General features: G+C 64.7%; 22 protein-coding genes. 4 read left to right on the top strand and 18 right to left on the bottom strand.

The genetic code is table 11. The annotated features are described in order from the left end of the window. The first annotated feature begins 68 nt into the window (after positions 1-68). Both J7396_RS07835 and J7396_RS07830 read left to right on the top strand, forming a co-directional pair. The gene (locus tag J7396_RS07835; RefSeq protein WP_127167415.1) at positions 69-914 is read left to right on the top strand and encodes a HutD family protein; all 846 of its coding nucleotides are present in this window, start codon (positions 69-71) and stop codon (positions 912-914) included. A gap of 154 nt (positions 915-1,068) precedes the next feature. After that, entirely contained in the window at positions 1,069-1,734 is a 666-nt protein-coding gene (locus J7396_RS07830; protein WP_209261263.1) for an EF-hand domain-containing protein, read from the top strand. Positions 1,735-1,904: 170 nt separating this feature from the next. On the opposite strand, the gene J7396_RS07825 is transcribed toward J7396_RS07830, so the two are convergent. The 15 genes from J7396_RS07825 to J7396_RS07755 form a co-directional block, all read right to left on the bottom strand. Further along, entirely contained in the window at positions 1,905-3,701 is a 1,797-nt protein-coding gene (locus J7396_RS07825) for a flavodoxin domain-containing protein (protein ID WP_209261262.1), read from the bottom strand. Next, the gene (locus J7396_RS07820) at positions 3,698-4,672 is read right to left on the bottom strand and encodes an FAD:protein FMN transferase (RefSeq protein WP_209261261.1); all 975 of its coding nucleotides are present in this window, start codon (positions 4,670-4,672) and stop codon (positions 3,698-3,700) included. Before J7396_RS07820 ends, J7396_RS07825 begins: the two co-directional genes overlap by 4 nt. 67 nt (positions 4,673-4,739) lie before the next feature. Next, positions 4,740-5,543, bottom strand: a complete 804-nt coding sequence (locus tag J7396_RS07815; protein ID WP_071118570.1) for a DUF4198 domain-containing protein — start codon at positions 5,541-5,543, stop codon at positions 4,740-4,742. A gap of 181 nt (positions 5,544-5,724) precedes the next feature. After that, positions 5,725-6,240, bottom strand: a complete 516-nt coding sequence (locus tag J7396_RS07810; RefSeq protein ID WP_014090678.1) for a DUF2271 domain-containing protein — start codon at positions 6,238-6,240, stop codon at positions 5,725-5,727. Positions 6,241-6,261: 21 nt separating this feature from the next. After that, positions 6,262-6,903 (bottom strand): PepSY-associated TM helix domain-containing protein, encoded by a 642-nt coding sequence (locus J7396_RS07805; RefSeq protein WP_136732789.1) that lies wholly within the window; start codon positions 6,901-6,903, stop codon positions 6,262-6,264. Between the two features lie 7 nt (positions 6,904-6,910). Next, positions 6,911-7,669, bottom strand: a complete 759-nt coding sequence (locus J7396_RS07800) for a tetratricopeptide repeat protein (protein ID WP_209261260.1) — start codon at positions 7,667-7,669, stop codon at positions 6,911-6,913. Beyond that, a complete protein-coding gene (locus tag J7396_RS07795; protein ID WP_057680715.1) occupies positions 7,662-8,348 on the bottom strand; it encodes a Fe2+-dependent dioxygenase in 687 nt (228 codons plus the stop codon). The genes J7396_RS07800 and J7396_RS07795 overlap by 8 nt, the downstream gene beginning before the upstream one ends. A 48-nt stretch (positions 8,349-8,396) precedes the next feature. Further along, complete coding sequence (locus J7396_RS07790) at positions 8,397-10,715, bottom strand: TonB-dependent siderophore receptor (protein WP_029819899.1); 2,319 nt, start codon at positions 10,713-10,715, stop codon at positions 8,397-8,399. 348 nt (positions 10,716-11,063) lie between these two features. Continuing rightward, a complete protein-coding gene (locus J7396_RS07785; RefSeq protein ID WP_008571843.1) occupies positions 11,064-11,393 on the bottom strand; it encodes a non-heme iron oxygenase ferredoxin subunit in 330 nt (109 codons plus the stop codon). Beyond that, the gene (locus tag J7396_RS07780) at positions 11,390-11,929 is read right to left on the bottom strand and encodes a GNAT family N-acetyltransferase (RefSeq protein ID WP_008571841.1); all 540 of its coding nucleotides are present in this window, start codon (positions 11,927-11,929) and stop codon (positions 11,390-11,392) included. The genes J7396_RS07785 and J7396_RS07780 overlap by 4 nt, the downstream gene beginning before the upstream one ends. A gap of 176 nt (positions 11,930-12,105) precedes the next feature. Continuing rightward, positions 12,106-13,350: a cysteine desulfurase gene (locus tag J7396_RS07775; protein ID WP_005913317.1), complete on the bottom strand. Its 1,245-nt coding sequence runs from the start codon at positions 13,348-13,350 to the stop codon at positions 12,106-12,108. Then, positions 13,347-14,609: a Fe-S cluster assembly protein SufD gene (gene sufD / locus J7396_RS07770; RefSeq protein ID WP_005913315.1), complete on the bottom strand. Its 1,263-nt coding sequence runs from the start codon at positions 14,607-14,609 to the stop codon at positions 13,347-13,349. The genes J7396_RS07775 and sufD overlap by 4 nt, the downstream gene beginning before the upstream one ends. Then, positions 14,609-15,373, bottom strand: a complete 765-nt coding sequence (gene sufC, locus J7396_RS07765) for a Fe-S cluster assembly ATPase SufC (protein WP_008571840.1) — start codon at positions 15,371-15,373, stop codon at positions 14,609-14,611. Before sufC ends, sufD begins: the two co-directional genes overlap by 1 nt. Positions 15,374-15,528: 155 nt before the next feature. After that, positions 15,529-16,986, bottom strand: coding sequence for a Fe-S cluster assembly protein SufB (gene sufB, locus J7396_RS07760; protein WP_008571839.1), 1,458 nt, complete (start codon positions 16,984-16,986; stop codon positions 15,529-15,531). 15 nt (positions 16,987-17,001) lie between these two features. Beyond that, complete coding sequence (locus J7396_RS07755) at positions 17,002-17,460, bottom strand: SUF system Fe-S cluster assembly regulator (protein WP_011348117.1); 459 nt, start codon at positions 17,458-17,460, stop codon at positions 17,002-17,004. A 172-nt stretch (positions 17,461-17,632) separates the two neighbouring features. Between J7396_RS07755 and J7396_RS07750 the strand changes: the two genes are divergently transcribed. Continuing rightward, positions 17,633-18,100, top strand: a complete 468-nt coding sequence (locus J7396_RS07750; protein ID WP_003487757.1) for an SET domain-containing protein-lysine N-methyltransferase — start codon at positions 17,633-17,635, stop codon at positions 18,098-18,100. Between the two features lie 102 nt (positions 18,101-18,202). Next, complete coding sequence (locus J7396_RS07745) at positions 18,203-18,745, top strand: type 1 glutamine amidotransferase domain-containing protein (RefSeq protein ID WP_209261259.1); 543 nt, start codon at positions 18,203-18,205, stop codon at positions 18,743-18,745. 112 nt (positions 18,746-18,857) lie between these two features. Here J7396_RS07745 and J7396_RS07740 read toward each other — a convergent pair whose 3' ends face one another. The 3 genes from J7396_RS07740 to J7396_RS07730 are packed head-to-tail and all read right to left on the bottom strand — an operon-like array spanning position 18,858 to position 20,449. Further along, on the bottom strand, positions 18,858-19,454 hold the full coding sequence (locus J7396_RS07740) for a DUF1439 domain-containing protein (protein WP_008571834.1): 597 nt from the start codon (positions 19,452-19,454) through the stop codon (positions 18,858-18,860). Between the two features lie 55 nt (positions 19,455-19,509). Next, complete coding sequence (locus J7396_RS22780; protein ID WP_014090670.1) at positions 19,510-20,052, bottom strand: hypothetical protein; 543 nt, start codon at positions 20,050-20,052, stop codon at positions 19,510-19,512. A 55-nt stretch (positions 20,053-20,107) separates the two neighbouring features. Next, positions 20,108-20,449: a DUF3861 family protein gene (locus J7396_RS07730; protein ID WP_003489901.1), complete on the bottom strand. Its 342-nt coding sequence runs from the start codon at positions 20,447-20,449 to the stop codon at positions 20,108-20,110. Positions 20,450-20,480 lie beyond the last annotated feature (31 nt).

Below are 20,480 nucleotides of genomic sequence, written 5' to 3'. Positions count from 1 at the left end.
GATAAAGACAGACGAAGCAGCAAGATACAGCCTGATCTCGGGGCGTGAGCTTGAGGCACAATGCGCCGATGCAGCTGACAGACCTGAGCAGCCGGGTGATTCCGGCCAATGAGTACCGCCGTGAGCGGTGGCGCAATCAGTTGGGTTGGACGCGGGAGATCCTGCGTGTGGGCGATACAGCGCAATGGGCATTGCGGCTGTCGATTGCCGAAATCGAGCAGGATGCCGCGTTCTCGGCATTCCCGGGCATCGATCGTGAGTTGGTGCTGCTTCGGGGTCATGGCATGCGTTTGACGTTCGGCGGTGGCGATACTGATGTCCAAGCCGCAACCAAAGCCAAACCCAAAGCCGAAACCCATATCCATACCGGTGCTAGTGACATTGCCAGCGCTCGTGTGACCGTCAGCGCCGAGAATGCCGGAGCCGAAACCGAAACCGCTGCGGGTGCCTGGAAGGGTGTTGGTTCAGACGCGAGTGGCGCAGAGAGTGTTGGCGAGCATGCTGCTGTCGATGGATCGTTGAGCGCTGGTGAGCGCCTTGCTGCAAATGCTTCGGGCAGCAGGCGATGGGTGGACTTAGTACCGCCCTATCAACGCGTGCGATTTGCCGGCGAAGAGGCGGTTGAGGCAGTGCTGCTGGACGGTCCTACCCAGGATTTCAACCTGATGTGGCGGCGCGATGTGCTGCAGACCGAGCTGCTGCATCGTCCTCTGGTCGGCACCATGTTGTTCTTTGCCGACCCAGGTAGCGCCTGGGCGATTCATCTGCTTGCCGGCCAGGCCAGTTTCGGGCGCGACAGCGGTTTGCCGCCGTTGGCGGCTGGCGATACCGCGTGGTTGAGTGCAGCGACGCGCACCCGTTACGTACTCGACGGTGGGGGCGAATTGCTGGCGATTCGGGTGAGTCCGGTCTAGGGCCTTCTTCACGTATCTGCGAGCAGGGCGCGCCTCCTGGCACGCGCCCGGATGCATTCGTGTCAACGCAGACAAGCGACGGCATCGCTGTGCCACCTGGCTAGGGAACAGTGCAGGCGCCGCGAGTGGTTCCGGCAATTCCAGGGGGAAACCAATGAGTACCATCAGCTCGGTCGGAGCCGGCTACGCCGCCTACACGTCCTATGCAAGCCGCAGTGCGACCACCGGCAACGCCGCATCCGCCGCACAGGCGGAAAAAACCAATCCGCTGACGCAGTTGTTCAAATCCATCGATAGTGACAGCGATGGCAGCCTGACCGCGTCCGAGCTGTCGACCGCGCTGTCCTCCAATAGCAATGACGACAGCAAGATCGACATCGACGGGCTGCTGAGCATGCTCGATCAGGATGGTGGCGGCACCGTCAGCGAGAGCGAACTGGCGCAGGCCTTGCCGCCGCCTCCGCCACCGCCGGGTGAGCAAGGACAGGATGTGCAGTCGTTGTTTGCCGGCCTGGACAGCGATGGCGACGACAGTGTCAGCAGCGGTGAATTGAGCACGCTGGTCAATGGCGACAGTGCGTCGAGCACGCAGCTGCTGGACCTGCTCGACAGCGACAAGAGCGGGGCGCTGAGTCTGCAGGAACTGCAGGAAGCGATGCAGCCACGCGATCCGCCGCCGCGACCGCCGTCATCGGCCGATGCATCCAGCAGCGACGGCACACAGCAGGCCTATGCAGCGTTGATGCAGATGGCCGTGGGGCAGTACCGCAGCATTGGCGGCAGCGCGACACCGAGCAATCTGGTCGATCTGGCAGCGTAATGCGGTGATCGAGAGAGAATGGGGAAGCCGGAGCGCGGTCCTGGATCAACCGGCGCGTCTAGCGCGCAGCCACCGCAAGCAGGGATGTTGCGGATTTCAGCAGCAGACGCGCTGCGGGTATCTGCGTAATCGCTTTGTTGATCGCTTTTGGCGGTGCCGCGTGCGATGGTTCAGTACACGTCGCGGCGATAGCGCCCGCTGCCCAGCAGTTCCTGGCTGACATCGGCTCCGAGGATGCAATCCAATGTGCGGTCGAGTTCGGGTGCCATGCCGCGCAGGCTGCCGCAGACGTAGATACAGGCATCTTGATCGATCCAATGACGCAGGCGGTCGGCGGCTGCGGCCAGTGCGTGTTGGACGTAATGCGGTGGCTGCGGTTGATCGCGCGAGTAGACAAGCTCCAGGCGTTCGATCCAGCCGTCCTGGTGCCACTGCTGCAACTCGTCGGCATACAGCGCGTCGTGCGCGGCATTGCGTTCGCCGAACAGCAGCCAGTTGCGCCGCGCGCCGGCTGTGATGCGTGCACGTAGATGCGCGCGCAGACCGGCGATGCCGGTGCCGTTGCCGATCAGCAGCATCGGCTGGTCGGGTGCGGGCGGGTGGAAGCCGGGGTTGCTGCGCAAGCGCAGCGCGATGGGCGCGCCTATCTGTGCATGGACGCAGAGCCAGCCGCTACCCAGCCCCAGGCTGCCGTCGGCGTGTCGATGCTCGCGCACCAGCAGTTCGGCATGGCCTTCCTCGGGGATGGAGGCAAGCGAATAGTCGCGATGGGGCAGGGCGGCCAAACTGCGCACCAACACATCTGCGTCCAGTGGTGAAGTTGTACCTGTGGCTGTTCCCGTAGCTGTATCAGTGCCTTTACCTGTGCCCGTAGTTGGGTCGATTCTGACTTCGGCATCGGCATCGGCATCGGCATCGGCATCGGCATCGGCATCGGCATCGGCGCCAGCCCTAGCACTAGCACTAGCTCTGAGGCTGGCACCGGCATCCACATCGATACCAAGAGCGGCATCGGTATCGACGGGAAGTTGCGCGCCGCCGAGCCAGTCGCGCAGGGGGCGGCCGTCGATCTGCTGCGCGCCATCGTAGTGGTTACGCCGCAGCCAGGACTCGACCGCATCCGGGGTGTGACGCGGTGCGATCTCCGCGATATCGCCTGCGCTCCACTGCGGCAACGCGCCATCGCATGGCGTCAGGCGCAGTCGGTAAATCGGCGCACCCACACTGCCGGGATTGACGTGGACACGTTCGCGTAGCTGCCAGGTGGTGTAGGTGGGCAGGCTCCAGTCGGGTTGCGTCGCCATTGCGGGCGCCAGTTCCGCCAGACGGCGTTGCCAGTGCTGCAGGGCGTTCGGGTCAGCGTTATCGACCTCGATGCGTTCGAACAGGCGAGTGGCGCCGCGCGCCTGCAGGCGACCGTCGAGGCGTCGGCCGAACGCGCAGTAGTGCGCGTAACCACGGTCGCCAAGCGCCAGCACTGCGTACTGCACCGCCGTCAGATCCTGCGCGTGGTCGGCACGCCAGGCGCGCTCGGCGGCCTGCGCATGGTCGGGCGCATCGCCTTCGCCGGTGGTGCTGACGATGCACAGCAGCCGCGGCACGCGTGCGAGTTGATCGCTATCGACGGCTTCGATCGGCAGCGCATGCGCGCCGACGCCAGCCGATTGCAGCGCGGCAACGCTGCGTTGCGCCAGCTCACGCGCGAAACCGGTCTGGCTTGCCCAGACGATCAACACGCCGCTGGCGTCTGCGCGTTGTGCGCCGACGCGCTTGCGGGCACGCAGCAGCACGACCGCACACAGGCCCAGATACAGCGCCAGGCCGAGTGTGGCCAGTTGCCAACGATGCGGCGTGGGTGGGCTCCACCATGCGCCCTCATGCAGGCCGGCCAGCCAGCCGACGATGACCGCAAGCGCCAGCAGAACCAGCCCGTTGCCCAGCCACACGCGTGAGGTGGCGCTGCTCATGACGCGGACAGGTGGCGTTCGAATGCCGGGCTCATGGATTCGAGCAGGATGCCGTCTTTGCGTGCCAGGAATCGCACGGCCAGTTCCGCCTTGCGTGCATGGGCAAGACCGGCATCGACGCCAAGCACGGTCATCGCGGTGGCCCAGGCATCGGCCTGCATCGCATCGGGCGCGAGTACGGTGACCGCCGCAGGGGCATGCGGAACGGGCGCGCCGGTGCGTGGGTCGAAGGTGTGCGTATAGCGTGTGCCGTCGGCATCGAAGCGGTGCCAGCGATCGCCGGAGGTGGCGACCGCCAGGCCGTCCAGCGCCAGCACGCGTGGTGGTAGTGCGCTGCCGGCGTCTTCGTCGGGGGCGGATTCGACCAGCACGCGCCACACGCTGGTATCGGGCTTGCGTCCGTAGCCGAACAATTCGCCGCCGACCTCGATCAATGCACTGTCGATACCCGACTGCAGCAATGCGCGATGCACACAGTCCACACCGAAGCCCTTGGCGATGCCGGACAGATCCAGTCCCACTGCGCCTGGCTGCAGCACACGCTTGCCATCCAGCTGCAGGCGTTGCCAGCCGCAACGCAGGCTCGCCAATGCGATCGCCTGCGCTTCCGGCACACGCCGGCGCGCGCCGGCGGCGCCGAAGCCCCATAGCTCGACCATCGGACCGACGGTGGGGTCGAAGGCACCCTCGCTGGCCTGTGCGATCTCCAATGCTGCGCTCAGCACTGCGTGGAATTCGTCGGGCAGGTGATGCCAGCTACCCGCCGGTGCGCGGTTGTAACGGCTGATATCCGAATCGACCTCCCAGGTACTCATCTGCGCGACCACGCGATCCAGCGCGGCCTGGATGCACGCATGCAAGGGGTGCAGATCGCGTCCGCGCGGCGCCACCAGCTTCACGCTCCAGGTGGTGCCCATGCTGCGGCCGCCGAGCGTGGCAATGGCGTGGTCGGCGGAAGACGATGCGGGCATGGACGGGTCTTATGAAGATGGGGCGGCAGGATGCACGTTGCGTGCGCTCCTGCCGCGTGCCGGCAGATTACTGCGGCAGCACTTCCAGCGTGGCGACATAGCCCAGGCGACGTTGCTTGGCCTGCGGCAGCGAGGTCGTTGTGTCTTCGCTGGTGGTTTCCAGCCAATACATGCCGGCTTCCGGCCAAGTCACGCTGAAGCCACCCTTGGCATCGGTCTTGAGCTTGATCTCGTTTTGCGCATTCCGGTAACGGGTGCCGCCGCGCACGATGTCGATCTCCAGCCCGGCGGCCGGTTTGCCGTCCAGCTGCAGGGTGAACTGCGCGGGTTCGCCGGCAACCAGATCGTTGGGATGGGTCACCGGAATCAACTCGATGCCCTTGCCGGCGGGCTTGAAGACCGTGGTGGTCGGCGCACCGCGGGTGACGAAGGTCTCCACCCGATTGAAGGACTGCGAGACCTGTAAATCCTGCGCGTTCTTCGGCACCTCGGTGGCGAAGCGGGTTTCGTCGCCACGCCAGCGCTTGGGCTTGCCGTCTTCCTTCCAGCTGGCGAACAGGCCTGCATTGACGATGGCCAGCTTGTAGGTGCCGGGCTGGGTGAGCTGCAGGTCGAACACGCTGCGGTACTTGCCGATCGCCGGGTTCTCCGGCGTGAGCGCACTGCCATCGGGGGCGGTGATGCTCAGGTTATCCAGTCGCAGCGGCACGTGGTTGAAGTAGAACAGATCGTTGGACACTGCAGCATCCACGGTGATCCACGGCGCATCGCCAGCGATGACGGTCTGCGACGGCAGCAACCAGGCCTTATGAGCAAGTGCGCTGAGTGGCAGGCTGGCAAGCAGGCTAATCAGGACGAGCGAGCGTTTCATGACGACTCCTTGAAAGACGATGACAACGATGGGACGCACGTGGAATCAGCGCGAGACTGCAGCGCTGTCTGCATGCGTGGAAAGCGCCGGGTGTGAAGCAACACGCCTTGCCGCCATGCGGCAGGTGTGACCTGCGGAAACAGCGACGTGCTGGAGAGCACCGCCAACGCCAGCGCAGCGTTCAGGGCTTTGCAACCAGGCTGATCGCACCGAGCTCGCTGCTGCCGCTGGCTTTGGCTGTCTGCGCGGAGGTCGCCGGCCAGGTGAAAGGCACCTTGACCAGCTCGCGGCCGCCAACTTCGCGTGCGGCTTCCACCACCAGCGTGTATTGCCCAGCCGGCAGCGACTTCAATGCGCCCTTGGTGTCGGAGAACGACAGCGCATGCGCGCCGGCCGGCCGGGTGGGGCCGGTGACGCCGTCGACCGGCACGCTCAGGGTGCGGCCGCTCTTGCGCCACCACTGGCGCAGATCCGGCAGCCATTTGGTGCCGTGGCCTTCGGCGGTGTCCCTGGATTGATACCAGACCGCCAGATTGGCGGCGACCTTCTGATCGGCACCTTCCAGCCAGACCGCGACATACGGGCGGTGGTATTCGGCGACGTTGAGCTTGGGGATTTCGATGTTGATGTCGAGCGTGGCCGCATATGCCGGCATGGCGAGCAGGCCGCTCAGGGCGATGGTCAATGTGGCGCGCATGATCGTCTCCGGTAGAAGGATTCAGTGGACCAACAGCAGGGCAAGCAACAGCGGAATCAGCAGGCCCAGGCCGACCAGCGGCCAGGTCATGTGTCGCTGCCGTGCATGCAAGTGAAGAAGAAACAGGCCGGTGATGCAGAACACCAGGCAGGCGATCGCAAAGACATCGATAAACCAGCCCCAGGCCGGCCCGGCGTTGCGGCCTTTATGCAGATCGTTGAGATAGGCCACCCAGCCCCGCGATGTGCGCTCGTATTCGATTGCACCCGTCGTACGGTCCAGGCTCAGCCACGCGTCGCCGCCTGGGCGGGGCAGTGCGACATACACCTCGTCGGCCGACCATTCTCCATTGCGCGCGCCGATGCTGATGTCGAGCTGGCGCCCTAACCATTGCGCCACACGGGGCGGCAGCGGTGCATTGCCGTCCTGCCGCTTGCCCAGCGTGTGCAGCAGGGCAGGCGGCAGCGTCAGCGTGCGTTGCTCGGTCGATGGGCTGGCTTCGATGCGCGCGGCGTGATTCAAGGTCAGCCCGGTGACCGTAAACAGCAGCATGCCGATCAGGCACAGCGCCGAGCTGATCCAGTGCCACTGATGCAGCATGCGCAGCCAGAAACCGCGACGTTGCTGCGCGCTGGCGAGGTGAGCGTGGTCTGAGCTGGACATGCTGCGCTCAGGCCATAGCGTCAGAAACGCGAGGCTGCAACTGCCGCTGCCGTGCAGCCACCTCGTGCAGCAAGGCGCGCAGGCGCGGATGGCGCGCGCCGGCCAGCAGCGGGGCGAGCTGTTGCAGAAAACCGGCGTGGCCACCTGCGATGGCGCGGCGCATCCACTGTTCTGCGTCATCGAACTCGCCGCTGTCGGCAAGCAGGGTGGCGTAGCTGGCCTGACCGCGGAAATCGCCCGCCTCGGCAGAGCGCCGGTACCACACGCATGCGGCCAGGGGATCTGCAGCGCAGGCCAGGCCCTGGTCGAGATAGCGCGCCAGGAAGTTCATCGACTTGGCATGACCGGCTTCGGCCGCGCGGCGGTACAGCGCCAATGCCTGCGTGTGGTCCTGCGCCACGCCGCGCCCGGAGGCGTACATGTGCGCCAGGTTGTACATGCCCCAGACCAGGCCCTGTTCGGCGGCGTGGCGATACCACAGCACGGCCAGCACATCGTTGCTGGCCGTGCCGAACCCGAGCTCATGGCAGCGGCCCAGCTGGTTCATCGCCTCCGCACACCCTGCGTTGGCGGCCACTTCGTACCACAGCATCGCTGCAGCCGGATCTGCGGCAATGCCGCGTCCTTCGGCGTACATCTGCGCGAGCAGTACTTGTGCACTTACGTCATGGTTCGCAGCGGCTTTGTGCAAGAGCGCACGTGCCTGTTCCGGCTGCGTGCGCAGCAATGCGCTCAGCTGCGTGATGTCCAGCGCCGGCTCAGACATCGGCCCATTGCCGCAACAGGTTGTGATACACGCCGGTGAGCTGGATCAATGAGGGATGCCCGGGCGTGTCCTGGGTGAGGCGGCGGATCGAGACATCCAGTTCGAACAACAGGCGGCGCTGCGCAGCGTCACGCAGCATGCTTTGTGTCCAGAAAAAGCAAGCCACGCGCGCCCCACGCGTGACCGGCATGACCCTGTGCAGACTCGTGCCCGGATAGATCACAAGATGCCCGGCCGGCAGCTTGACCGACTGCGTGCCGTAGGTGTCTTCGATGACCAGCTCGCCGCCGTCGTAGCTGTCCGGGTCGCTGAGAAACAGCGTGGCGGAGACATCGGTGCGTACTGCTTCGGCGCCGCCACGACTGCGGTCGTAGCGCACTGCGTTATCGACGTGATAGCCGAACGACTGCCCGCCGCTGTAGCGATTGAACAGCGGCGGATAGATCCTGCGCGGCAGCACTGCGGAAAAGAACGTGCTGCTGCGCGCCAGTGCCTCCAGCACCAGCGCGCCGGCCTCGCGTGCAACGGCGCTGTCTTCGGGCAACTGTGCGTTGTCCTTGGCCTGTGCCGACTGGTGGCCTGCAGTGATGCGGCCGTCTGCCCAGTCGGCCACGTCCAGCTGTGCGCGCAGCTGGCTGAGCTGCGCGGGGCTGAGCACATCGGGAATGGGCAGCAACATGCGGTGGTCTCCACGTCGCCAGCGCAGCGCGCACGGCGTGCCTGAGGGTTAGAAGCTGAAGGTGGCGTTCAACACTGCCGAGCGGCCGTCCCCCGGCAATGCCCAACCGCTGCCCGCCGTGACGGTTCCTGCGGCATTGACAGTGAGGTTGTTGCGGATGCTGGTGTAGTAGACCTTGTCGAACAGGTTGTTGACGTTCAACTGCAGGCTGAGCCACGTGTTGACGCGCAGGCCGACCATGGCGCGATGCACCCAATAGGCGTCGGTCTTGCGGTAGACCGCGGTCGAGGTGTTGTTCGGGTAGAAGCTGCCCTGATAGTTGACGCCGTAACCGAAGGTCCACTGGTTGAGCTGGTAGGTGGTCCACAGATTGCCGGCGTTGCGCGGGGTCTGCACCAGCTCGCGCCCGGCGATGGGGTCGCCTGTCAGGCTGGCGGTGCGGTTGGACACGCTCTGCAGCACTTCGCTGTCCAGGAAGGTGTAGTTGGCGAAGATGGACCAGCGCTCGGTCAGGTAGCCGGCCGCGCCCAGCGCAATGCCGTCCACGCGCGCCTTGCCGTCCAGCACCTGCTCGGGGACCAACGGGTCGCCGCTGTTGACCTTGTAGTTCTGGCGTTCGTTGCGGAACACCGCAGCGGTCAGCGCCAGGCGCTCGTCCAGCGCATCCCACTTGCCGCCCAGTTCGATATTGACCGCGGTTTCCGGTTCGACATTGCAGTTGGCACCCACGGTGGAGGTGGCAATCGGCGTGCACGAGCCGTTGACCGAGGCCTTGGAAGGCGTCTTCGCATTTGCATAGGACAGGTACAGGCTGGCGTTGTCGACCGGTTTGAATACCAGGCCGGCGCGATACGAAAACAGATCGTCCTTGCTGCCGGCGGGGAAGCCCGCAGTCACGCCGGTGATGCCGCCGGTGGCGTTGACGGTATAGGTGGTGGTGTCGCCTTCGTTGTGCTCGTAGCGGCCGCCCAGGTTGAGCATCCATTGCTCGTTGAATTGCAGCGTGTCGAACAGGTACACCGCCTGGTTGGTCAGGCTGCCCTTGCTGCGGCCGGTGCGGAAATAGTTCTGCGGGCCGGTCCAGATGTTGTACGGGTTGTCGAACGACTGCAGCGGGTAGGTGATGCCGGTGGTGGAGCCGTCGGCATTGCGGAACAGCGAACCGCTATCCAGCTCGAAGTCTTCCTTGCTGAAGGCGACGCCGGCGACGACGCGATGTTCGATTGCACCGGTGTGCAGCGTGGCGGTCAGGTCGGTCTGGCTGTGCGCGATGAAGTTTTCGGTATCGCGCACCAGTCCGCGCGGCCCGCTGTTGGGGTTCCAGGTGGACGGCGGCTGGCCCACGCACGCGCGGCCGGTGTAGGCGTTGGTGTTGTTGGGCAGGCACCAGGTGCCCTCCGGAGCAGTGGCGGTGGTGCGCTGATCCACGCGCTGCAAGCGCGCCAGGCTGCGCAGTTTGACGTTGTCGTCGAAGTCCATTTCCAGCACGCCGGTGAGCATGTCCACGTCGATCTCCTGACGCGCCACATTGCGATAACCGTAGTAGGTTTCGCGGTCCACGCCCGGCAGCGGGCCATCGTTGAACGGGCTGAGCGCGAAGGGCACGCCGTACTGCGGCAGGTTGTTGTCGTGCTGGTGCAGATAGCTCAACGTGAAACGCGTGTCCGAGCCCAGGCCGAACGCCACCGACGGCGCAAACCCCCAGCGGTGACGGAATTCTTCATCGCGGCCCGGCACGTCCTGGGTGTGGCCCATCGCATTCAAGCGCACGGCAGTGCCGTTTTCGAAATCGTAATTGCTGTCGGCAGTGAGGCGGCCGTAACGGTCGCTGCCGCCGCCGATCATGACGTTGGTGAAGTTGCCCTGGCCGGCAGTCTTGGTGACCAGATTGATGTTGCCACCGACCGAGCCGGCGCCGGACATGGCCGAGTTGGCACCGTTGATGAGCTCGACGGATTCGAGGTTGAAGGTGTCGCTGCGGCTGTACTGCGCGCTGTCGCGCACGCCGTCGGTGGTGATGTCGCTGCTGGCGGTGAAGCCGCGCAGGTTGATGCTGTCGCCATAGCCGCCGCCGCCTTCGCCCGCGCCGAAGGTGATGCCGGGCAGGGTGCTGAGCACATCGCGCAGCGACAGCAGATTCTGCTGGTCCATGGTCTGCTTGGTGACCACGGTAATGGTCTGCGGCGTGTCGCGCAGCGCTTCTGTGTACTTGGGCGAAGACGGCTTCTGCGCACGTTCCTGCTGCACCCGGATCGCATCCAGATCCACCGCCCCTGGAGGCGCCGACACATCGTCGGGCTGGGCGAAAGCGGGGGCGGACAGCGTCAGCAACACGGCCGAAGCGAGCGGGGAAATGCTAGGCGTCATGGAAGGTCTCAAAGAGGAGGCGAGGCTCCCACCTGGCGATGGCTCGGCGGATGCGGGATGGAATGCGTGGACGCTGCGCCGGCTAATCCGATGCGCTGCGCCGACAGTCGCCGAAGCCAGGCAAGCTGAAGCGCTGCGCGAGGGCGCGCAGGCGCAGCGAACGAGCGGGGCGGGTGTCGAGCAGGACTGGTTGCATGGGGTCGCAGACAGGCCAGTTGTTAAGAAGGCCTTAAGGATGCGATCTTAAATGCAAATCATTCTTCTTTGCAATATTTACCGATCGATGGCAGACGCTGCAACGCGTGGCGCCCTAGCGCCCTGGAGCGCTGGCCGCCGCAATGCACCGCGTCAGCGATCGTCGCGGGTCCAGATACCGTCGTGTTCGCGCTTGACCGGGAACTTGGGCACGGCCGTGTAGGCAGGCGCGCACAAGGGGCGGCCGTCGCGGACATCGAAGCGCGCGCTATGCAACTGGCATTCGATGGTGCCGGCAACCGGATCGAAGCTGCCGGGCGACAATTCGTAGTCTTCGTGGCTGCAGCGGTCTTCCAGCGCATACAAGGCGCCATCGAGGTTGAACACCACGATCGGCGTGTCGGTGACCTCGTCCCAGACGGTCTGCATTTCACCGGGCAGCAGCGCATCGCTGGCACAGACGAAGGTCCAGGTGTCGCTCACGGGGTTGGCCCGCCCAACTGCTTTTCCAGCACTTCAAAACGCAGATCCTGGCGCAGCGGAATGCCGAAGCGCTCGTCGCCGTACGGGAAGGGTTTGACGATGCCGGTGCGGCGATACCCGCGGCGTTCGTAGAACGCGATGAGTTCATCGCGCACATCGATGACGGTCATGCGCATGACCGGCAGCTGCCACTGGCTATGTGCCAGGCGCTCGGCTTCGGCCAACAGCGTCTTGCCGAGCCCGCTGCCCTGCAACGAAGGATCCACCGCGAACATCCCGAAGTACCCGGCGCCGTGGTCATCGGCGATATGCGCACAGGCCACCAGCCGCTCATCCTGTTCGACCACCAGCACCAGGCTGCGTTCGCGCAGGAGATCGTCGCGCAGCACGGCCGGATCGATACGCGCACCCTCGAGAATATCGGCCTCGGTGGTCCAGCCCACGCGGCTGCTATCGCCGCGATAGGCCGAGGTCACCAGCAGGACAAGGGCGTCGATGTCAGCGACGGTGGCGGTGCGGAAAGTGGTGGTCTGCATGGAGGCAGTTTAATCGGGAATCGGGAATCGGGAATGGGGAATGGGGAATGGGGAATGGGGAATGGGGAAAAGCATGTGCTGCTCGATGAGCCATGTTCCATGCATCGAGCGTTACCGGCGTTCGGGAGAACCGCTCTTCCGATTCTCCATTCCCGATTCCCGATTCCCGATTCCCATCAGCCCAACAGTCGACGCACCTTCACCAACGCGGCGACGAAGCGCTCGATTTCGTCGTGCGTGTTGTAGAACGCCAGCGACGCGCGGCAGGTGGCGGCGACACCGTAGTACTGCAGCAGCGGATGCGCGCAGTGTTGGCCCGAGCGCACCGCGACGCCTTCCAGGTCGAGCAGGGTGGCCAGGTCGTGCGAGTGCGCACCTTCGATCAGGAACGACACCACCGCGGCCTTGTCGGGCGTGGTGCCGAAGATGCGCAGGCCATCGATGCGTTGCAGCTCTTCAGTGAAATGGGCGAGCAGTTCGGCTTCGCGTGCTTCCACGTGCGCCAGCCCGAGCGACTCCAGGTAATCCACCGCCGCACCCAGGCCGACGAAACCGGCGATGTTGGGCGTGCCGGCTTCGAACTTGTGCGGCGCATCGTTGAAGACCGTGTTTTCGAAGCTGACTTCCTTGATCATCTCGCCGCCGCCCAGAAACGGCGGCATCGCCTGCAGATGCTCCCGACGTGCCCACAGTGCGCCGGTGCCGGTAGGGCCGCACATCTTGTGCCCGGTGATGGCGTAGAAATCGCAGCCGATGCTGGCCACGTCGATGCGTCGATGCGGTGCCGCCTGCGAGCCGTCCACCATGGTGACGATGCCGCGCTTGCGCGCTTCGCGGCAGATCTCGCGTACCGGGTTGACCGTGCCGAGCACGTTGGACACATGGGTAATTGCCAGCAGCTTGACGTCCGGGGTCATCGCCTTGCGCAAGGCATCCAGATCCAGCGCGCCATCGGGCGTGATTTCGGCCACGCGAATGGTGGCGCCGGTGCGCTGGGCCACCAACTGCCACGGCACGATGTTGGCATGGTGTTCCATGCGCGAAATCAGGATCACATCGCCGGCGCCCAGCCGCGGCAATGCCCACGAATACGCCACCAGATTGATTGCAAAGGTGGTGCCGCTGCACAGCACCAGCTCATCGGCGCGGACGTTGAGAAAGCGCGCCAGCTTGCTGCGCGCGCCCTCGAACGCGTCCGTCGCCTCGCTGCCGAGCGCATGCACGGCACGGCTCACGTTGGCATTCTGGCGCCGGTAGAACTCGTCGGTGGCGGCAATCACCTGCAGCGGCTTCTGGCCGGTGTTGGCGTTGTCGAAATAGATCAGCGGCTTGCCATGCACCTGCCGCATCAGCAGCGGGAAATCCAGGCGCACACGGTCCCAATCGGGCGCTGCGCTGGGCGGAATGGCCGGCATGTTCATGCCACGCCTGCCGAATTCAATGCACGGTCCAATTGCAGTGCCAGCACGGCACTCAGGGCGGCTGGCAGCACGCGCAAGGGCTCATGACAGAACGCGGCGCTCAGCAGGCGCTGCGCTTCTTCCTGCGGCAAGCCGCGCGAGCGCAAGTAGAACAAGGCGTTGTCGTCGAGCTGGCCCACCGTGGCACCATGCGCGGCCTGTACCTCGTCGGCATCGATCACCAGCACCGGCTGGGTGTCGATTTCGGCGTTGGACGACAGCAGCAGATTCTTGTTGGACAACCGTGCATCGGTGCCGTCGGCACCTGCGCGGATGCGGATGCCCCCATGGAATACCACGCGGCTGCGGTCCGCGCCCACACCGCGCCACACCAGCTCGCAGGCGGTGTCGCGCGCGATGTGCTCGATGCCCAGGCGCGTGTCCACATGCCGGCGGCCGTTGCCGAGCAGCACGCCATTGGCGGTGAGCTGGGCGTTGTTGCCTTCCAGCCGCACGTTGAGCTCGTGCCGCGACAGCCCGGCACCCAACTCCAGGTCCACACGCTGGTAGCGGGCGTCGCGTGCCAGCACCGCCTCGGTGCGCAGCAGCGACGTCGCATGTGCGCTGCCGGCTTGCACGCGCGCGTGCGACAGTGCTGCACCCTGGGCCAGATGCACATGCATCACGCTGTTGGCCAGATGCGCGGCATCGCCCACGTGCAGATGATGCTCGACCACCTGCAATGCGGCGCCGGCACGCAATTCGATCAGATGGCGGTGATGCCAAGACAGATCCTGCTCGCCGGCCACGCCGACGAACACCAGATGCAGCGGCAGCTCGATCTGCGCGCCGGCTTGCACGCGCACCAGCACGCCTTCGTCGGCAAGCGCAGCATTCAGACGCGCAAAGACTTCATCGCTGCCGTCGAAGCGGCGGCCCAGCAACTGCTGCGCCTCGTCGCTTGCAGCCAACGATGCAGACAGGGTGTCCAACTGCACGCCTTCCGGCAACGTGGACAGATCGCTGAGCGCCTCGGATGGGCGGCCATTGACGAAGACCAGGCGTGGCGACGGAATGTCGTCCAGCGCGGCGGCATCCACCAGCGTGGGCACCAGCGGGGCAGGCTGAAAGCTGCGCCGTTCCAGCTGCCGCAACGAGGTGTATTTCCAGGCCTCGGCACGCGGGCCGGGCAGGCCGGTCTGCAGGGCGGCATCGAGCTCGGCGCGGCGTGCGTCACTGCCGCAGAAACCGCGCGCCAGGGAATCGAGCAGGGCGCTCATCAGGCGGCAACCTCAGGCACGACGCGGTCCTTCAGGAAGTGGTAGCCGTGCTTTTCCAGCTCCAGCGCCAGTTCCGGGCCACCGCTCTGCACGATGCGGCCCTCGGCCAGCACATGCACCACGTCCGGCTTGATGTAGTCGAGCAGGCGCTGATAGTGGGTGATGACCAGGAACGAACGCTCGGGCGAACGCAGCGCGTTGACGCCGTCGGCCACGCTCTTGAGCGCATCGATATCCAGGCCCGAATCGGTCTCGTCCAGGATGGCGAGCTTGGGCTCGAGCACTGCCAGCTGGAAGATCTCGTTGCGCTTCTTTTCGCCGCCGGAGAACCCTTCATTGACACCGCGATGCAGCAGCTCGTCCTTCAGATGCAGCACGGCCAGCTTCTGCCGCACCAGCTTGAGGAACTGCATCGAATCCAGCTCGTCTTCGCCGCGCGCCTTGCGCTGCGCATTGAGCGCGGCGCGCAGGAAATAGGTGTTGTTGACGCCGGGAATTTCCACCGGGTACTGGAAGGCCAGGAACAGGCCGGCGGCGGCGCGTTCTTCCGGTGGAAGGTCGAGAAGATCCTTGCCGTCGAACTGCACGCTGCCTGCGCCGACCTCATAGCCATCGCGACCGGCCAGCACATTGCCCAGCGTGGATTTACCCGCGCCATTGGGACCCATGATGGCGTGCACCTGGCCGGGCTGGATGTCCAGCGACAGGCCTTTGAGGATGTCTTTGCCGGCGATGCTGGCGTGGAGGTTTTGAATGTTGAGCATAGTCTTATCCAGTGATTGAGCCCCTCTCCCGCCGGGAGAGGGGTTGGGGTGAGGGTTGGTGCGAAGCATCGTGCTGTTTGAGTGCACTTGGCTTCGCTCGTACCCTCATCCGGCGCTGCGCGCCATCTTCTCCCGAGGGGAGAAGGAAAGATGTGTCAGCCGACGCTGCCTTCCAACGAGACTTCCAGCAGCTTCTTGGCTTCCACTGCGAACTCCATCGGCAGCTCGCGGAACACCTGCTTGCAGAAGCCGTCGACGATCAACGACACCGCATCTTCCTGGCTGATGCCACGCGCGCGGCAATAGAAGAGTTGGTCGTCGCTGATCTTGGAGGTGGTGGCCTCGTGTTCGACGGTGGCACCCGGGTTCTTCACCTCGATATAGGGAAAGGTGTGGGCGCCGCACTGCTTGCCGATCAACAGCGAATCGCACTGCGTGTAGTTGCGTGCGCCATCGGCATTGCGGTCCACCTTGACCTGGCCGCGATAGGTATTTTGGCCGCGTCCGGCACTGATGCCCTTGCTGACGATCTTGCTTTTGGTGCGCTTGCCGATGTGGATCATCTTGGTGCCGGTGTCGGCCTGCTGACGGTGGTGGGTCAGCGCGACCGAATGGAATTCGCCCACCGAATCGTCGCCGATCAGCACGCACGACGGATACTTCCAGGTGATCGCCGAGCCCGTTTCGACCTGGGTCCAGGTCACCTTGCTGCGCGCGCCACGGCATTCGGCGCGCTTGGTGACGAAGTTGTAGATGCCGCCCCGGCCCTCCTCGTCGCCCGGGTACCAGTTCTGCACGGTGGAATACTTGATTTCTGCATCTTCCAGCGTCACCAGCTCGACGACCGCCGCATGCAGCTGGTTCTCGTCGCGCATGGGCGCCGTGCAGCCTTCCAGATACGAGACGTAGGCCTTGTCTTCGCACACGATCAAGGTGCGCTCGAACTGGCCGGTATGGCCGGCATTGATGCGGAAGTAGGTGCTCAATTCCATCGGGCAACGCACACCCGCAGGGATGAACACGAAACTGCCGTCGGAGAACACGGCCGAGTTGAGCGCGGCGAAGTAGTTATCGCCCACCGGCACCACGCTGCCCAGATACTGCCTGACGATCTCCGGGTGTTCCTTGATGGCCTCCGACATCGAACAGAAGATCACGCCTTTTTCGGCCAGCTCCTTGCGGAAGGTGGTACCGACCGAGACCGAATCGAACACCGCATCGACTGCGACGCCGGCCAGCTTGGCGCGCTCGTGCAGCGGCACGCCAAGCTTGTCGTAGGTGTCCAGCAATTCCTTGGGCACCTCGTCCAGCGAGGCGTACTTCGGGCCCTTGGGTGCGGAGTAATAGCTCAGCGCCTGGAAATCGATCGGCGAGATCTGCAGTTTCGCCCACTCCGGCATCGGCATCTTCAGCCAATGGCGATAGGCCTCAAGACGCCAGTCGGTCATCCATTGCGGCTCGTCTTTCTTGGCCGACAACGCACGGATGACGTCTTCGTCCAGGCCGGGCGGCAATGAGTCCGATTCGATTTCGGTGATGAAGCCGGCGTCGTAACGTCGACCCAGCCGTTCGAGGATCTGCGCATTCTGCGGAGGAGCAAGTTCGGTGGCCATTGGGCTGCCTACAGGTCAGGTGGTCGCGACGCGTGCGGCGATCGAACGCCGACGGCTGTCGCCAGGGAGAGAGAGGGGCTGCAACATCTGCGCGAGCGTGACGCGACGCAAGGCATCGCCGACCACGTCGTTGATCAGGCGCCAGTTCGACCGCACGCCGCAGCGCTGCGCGATACCGCACTGGCTGTGGTCCTGGCTGCATTCGGTGATCGCCAACGGACCTTCCATCGCTTCGACGATCTCCACCAGGGTGATGTCGCTGGCGGCGCGCGCAAGCCGGTAGCCGCCGTGCACGCCGCGCAAGCCTTCGACCAGGCCTGCCTGCGACAACGGCTTGAGAATCTTGCTGACAGTCGGTGCTTCCAGACCGGCCTGTTCGGCCAATTCGCTTGCGCTGAGCACCTGATCGCAGCGTGCCGCCAGGACGGTCAGCACCACGGTGGCGTAATCGGTGAGTTTGGTGACGCGCAACATGGGGAAGGCGGAATCCGAAAGCGGACCGAAATTGTACTCTTTCCGGCAGGGCAGGGCCAACGGCGCGGTTCAGCCGCCGGCAAGCGTAGCCCGTTGCGGCGCACGCTGCGCTTGTGCTTGGCGCAGTGGCGCGCTGCAGTCACAATGAGCGGCCCCATCACTGGACCCTTACATGTCGCGCAAAGTTGCCGCCCGCAAGTCTCGTATCCACGGCAATGGCATGTTCGCCCTCGCCCCGCTCCGCAAGGGCGAGCGCATCATTCAATACAAGGGGCGGCTGCGCACGCATGCCGAAGTGGATGCCGACGACACCGGCGACGTGGAAAGCGGGCATACCTTTTTGTTCACGCTCAGCGACGACTACGTGCTGGATGCCAACTACGAAGGCAATGTCGCGCGCTGGATCAACCACAGCTGCGATCCCAATTGCGAGGCGGTGATCGAAGAAGCCGAGGGCGACGACCGCCGCAAGGACAAGATCTTCATCGAGGCCAAGCGCGACATCAAACCCGGCGAAGAGCTCACCTATAACTACGGCATCACCCTTGCCGAGCGTCATACGCCACGCCTGAAGAAAATTTGGGAATGCCGGTGCGGCTCGAAGAATTGCACCGGAACGATGCTGCAACCCAAGCGCTGAGCACGCAGCCATGTGGCGCGTACTGACGCCGCGCACACATCGGTTCACGGATGCGCAACGGCATGATTCCTAGGGTCTGGGCTTCTTTTCAAGGAGCCTCCCATGTCTTATTCGCTCTCTGGCAAAACCGTCGCCGTGCTGGCCACCGATGGCTTCGAGCAATCCGAACTGACCGAACCCAAGCGCCTGCTGGAAGGCTGGGGTGCCAAGGTCGAGGTGATCGCGCCCGGCGACGGCGCGCAAATTCGCGGCTGGAATCACACAGAGTGGGGCGATTCGGTAACGGTCGATCGGCGGCTAGATCATGCAGCGGCGGAATCCTACGACGCACTGGTGTTGCCTGGCGGTGTGCTCAATCCCGACACACTGCGCACCGATGAGCAGGCAATCACGTTCATTCGCGCGTTTTCGAACGCACAAAAACCGGTGGCGGCGATCTGTCACGGGCCGTGGTTGCTGCTCGAAAGCGACTTGGTCCGCGACCGCAAGGTCACTTCATGGCCATCGGTCAAGACGGACCTGATCAATGCCGGTGCGCGCTGGCAGGATGCCGAAGTGGTGGTCGACGGCCAACTGATTACCAGCCGCAAGCCGGACGACATTCCTGCATTCGCCGCAGCCGTGGCCAAGGCCTTGGCTGCATAGGTTCTTCACTGGCCAGTGTCAGCTCGAAACACCAAGGCCCGGCGCAGATGCGTCGGGCCTTGATGTGTAGCCTTGCGTGGATTGTCGCCATCCACGCCAATACCACGCGGACCTACTTCCCGGACAGCGCTGCCGCGGGCACCAGTTGCTCGATGTTCTGGTTGAAGTTGACCGCAACCCGCCCGTTCTGGATGCCGACCGATTCCACCTGCACCGCACCCATCACGGATGCAATGGCCGGGTCGATCCGATAGATCGGCTCCTTGCGCGCATAGTCGGCCAGCCAGGTATTGAGCAGCTGCCGCGTGCTGTGGTCGAGCTTTGCGCCTGCATGGGCGGGGCGGAAGTCGTCGATGCTGGGTTGATCCAGATAAAAGCCCTGTTTGGCCACGTCGTAGCGCAGTGCGCTGGTCAAGGTCACATTGCCGACCGGTGCAGGAGCGCCGCCTGCGGTCGCCACGGCAAGATCGAAGGCCATCTTGAGCCGATCGCCTGGCGGCAACGATAGCGCCGGGTTGCTGACCGTCATCGCGATCAGCCCGCCCAGCGTGTCATGTGTCTGCGGGAAGCGACCACCCAGATAGTGCTGCAGGTCGCTGGCCTGCACGCTGATTTGTTTTCCCTGGATCTGCGGCGCAGCCCAGGCGCTGGTGATGGGCATTGCCAAGGCGAGGGCGAGCATGGAACCGGCAAGCGAACGCAGTTTCATCGGGTGACTCCGGCAACAGGTGACATCACCTTAGTCGGCGCCGGTGAACCACGGGTTAGCGCAACACCGGCTGCAGCGTGGCCGAATAGATTTCCCAGCCATCGCTGCCGGCCCGGGGTTGCAGCCGGTATGCCCCGACCAGGCGTTGCGTGCCGGTGGTGGTGCGTACCGTCAATTGCACCGGTACTTCGATACGCTGTGGCGGCTGCGCCTGATCCAGTGCAAAGGGCGGATCGTTGTTGATGCGCATCGACTGGATATTGGGGATGGCACGCAAGGCCGCATCGTCCGGTACCGGGGGAGGGCGACCGCCGGCCCATAAGGCATCGGCCTGCGCGCGCGCCGCTCCCGGCAACGCGCCGAGGTAGCGTTGAACGGTGGCGCTTGCTTGGGCGTAGTTGGCCAACGCAATGGCATCGGTGGGATCAGCCGCAGGGGCGGGTGATGCGGTCGCGGTGCCGGTAGCGGCGTTATCGAGCGGGCGCGATGCGCTCGCAGCGTGCGTCGCCGAGGCGACGTTTGCCTGCGGATCGCCAGTGCGATGACAGCTGCAACCGGAAAGTGCGGCTGCGATAACGAGCATTCCCATCCAGCGCATGGCGCGTCCCATCCCCGAGGTGCGCAGTGTAGCGGGTACGTGTGGCGATGCGTCTTCAGGCGCCGGTGGCGGGGTGTACGCGCTGCAGGCGTTCCAGCAGCAGCTGCAGTTTGGGACGCAATGCGTCCAGCGCATCGCTGGGCTGGGCGCGTGGGCGGGCCGCCAGGTCTTCCAGCAACTGCGAGCCTACGGTCAGTGCCGCGCATTCGTCGCTGCTCAGGTCGCGGCGCAGGTGCAGTTCTTCGAGCAGCCGCATCCAGTCGGCGCGCGAGCGTTGTTCGAATTCGATGGTGCAGCGGTCGTCACAAGGGCGGCCGTCGTTTTCGATCGGCGTGACCGTGATGCGATAGCGTTTGCGGGACATATGGGTCGCGTCGTTCTGGGCTGTGCTCACCATAGGCGTAGGACGCAACCGTCTCGATAGGGTG

The sequence above is a fragment of the Xanthomonas sp. A1809 genome, from assembly GCF_017746015.1.
GTDB classification, from domain to species: domain Bacteria; phylum Pseudomonadota; class Gammaproteobacteria; order Xanthomonadales; family Xanthomonadaceae; genus Xanthomonas; species Xanthomonas euvesicatoria.
Note: the sequence above shows the minus strand (reverse complement) of the source record. Positions and strands in the feature narration are given on the sequence as shown.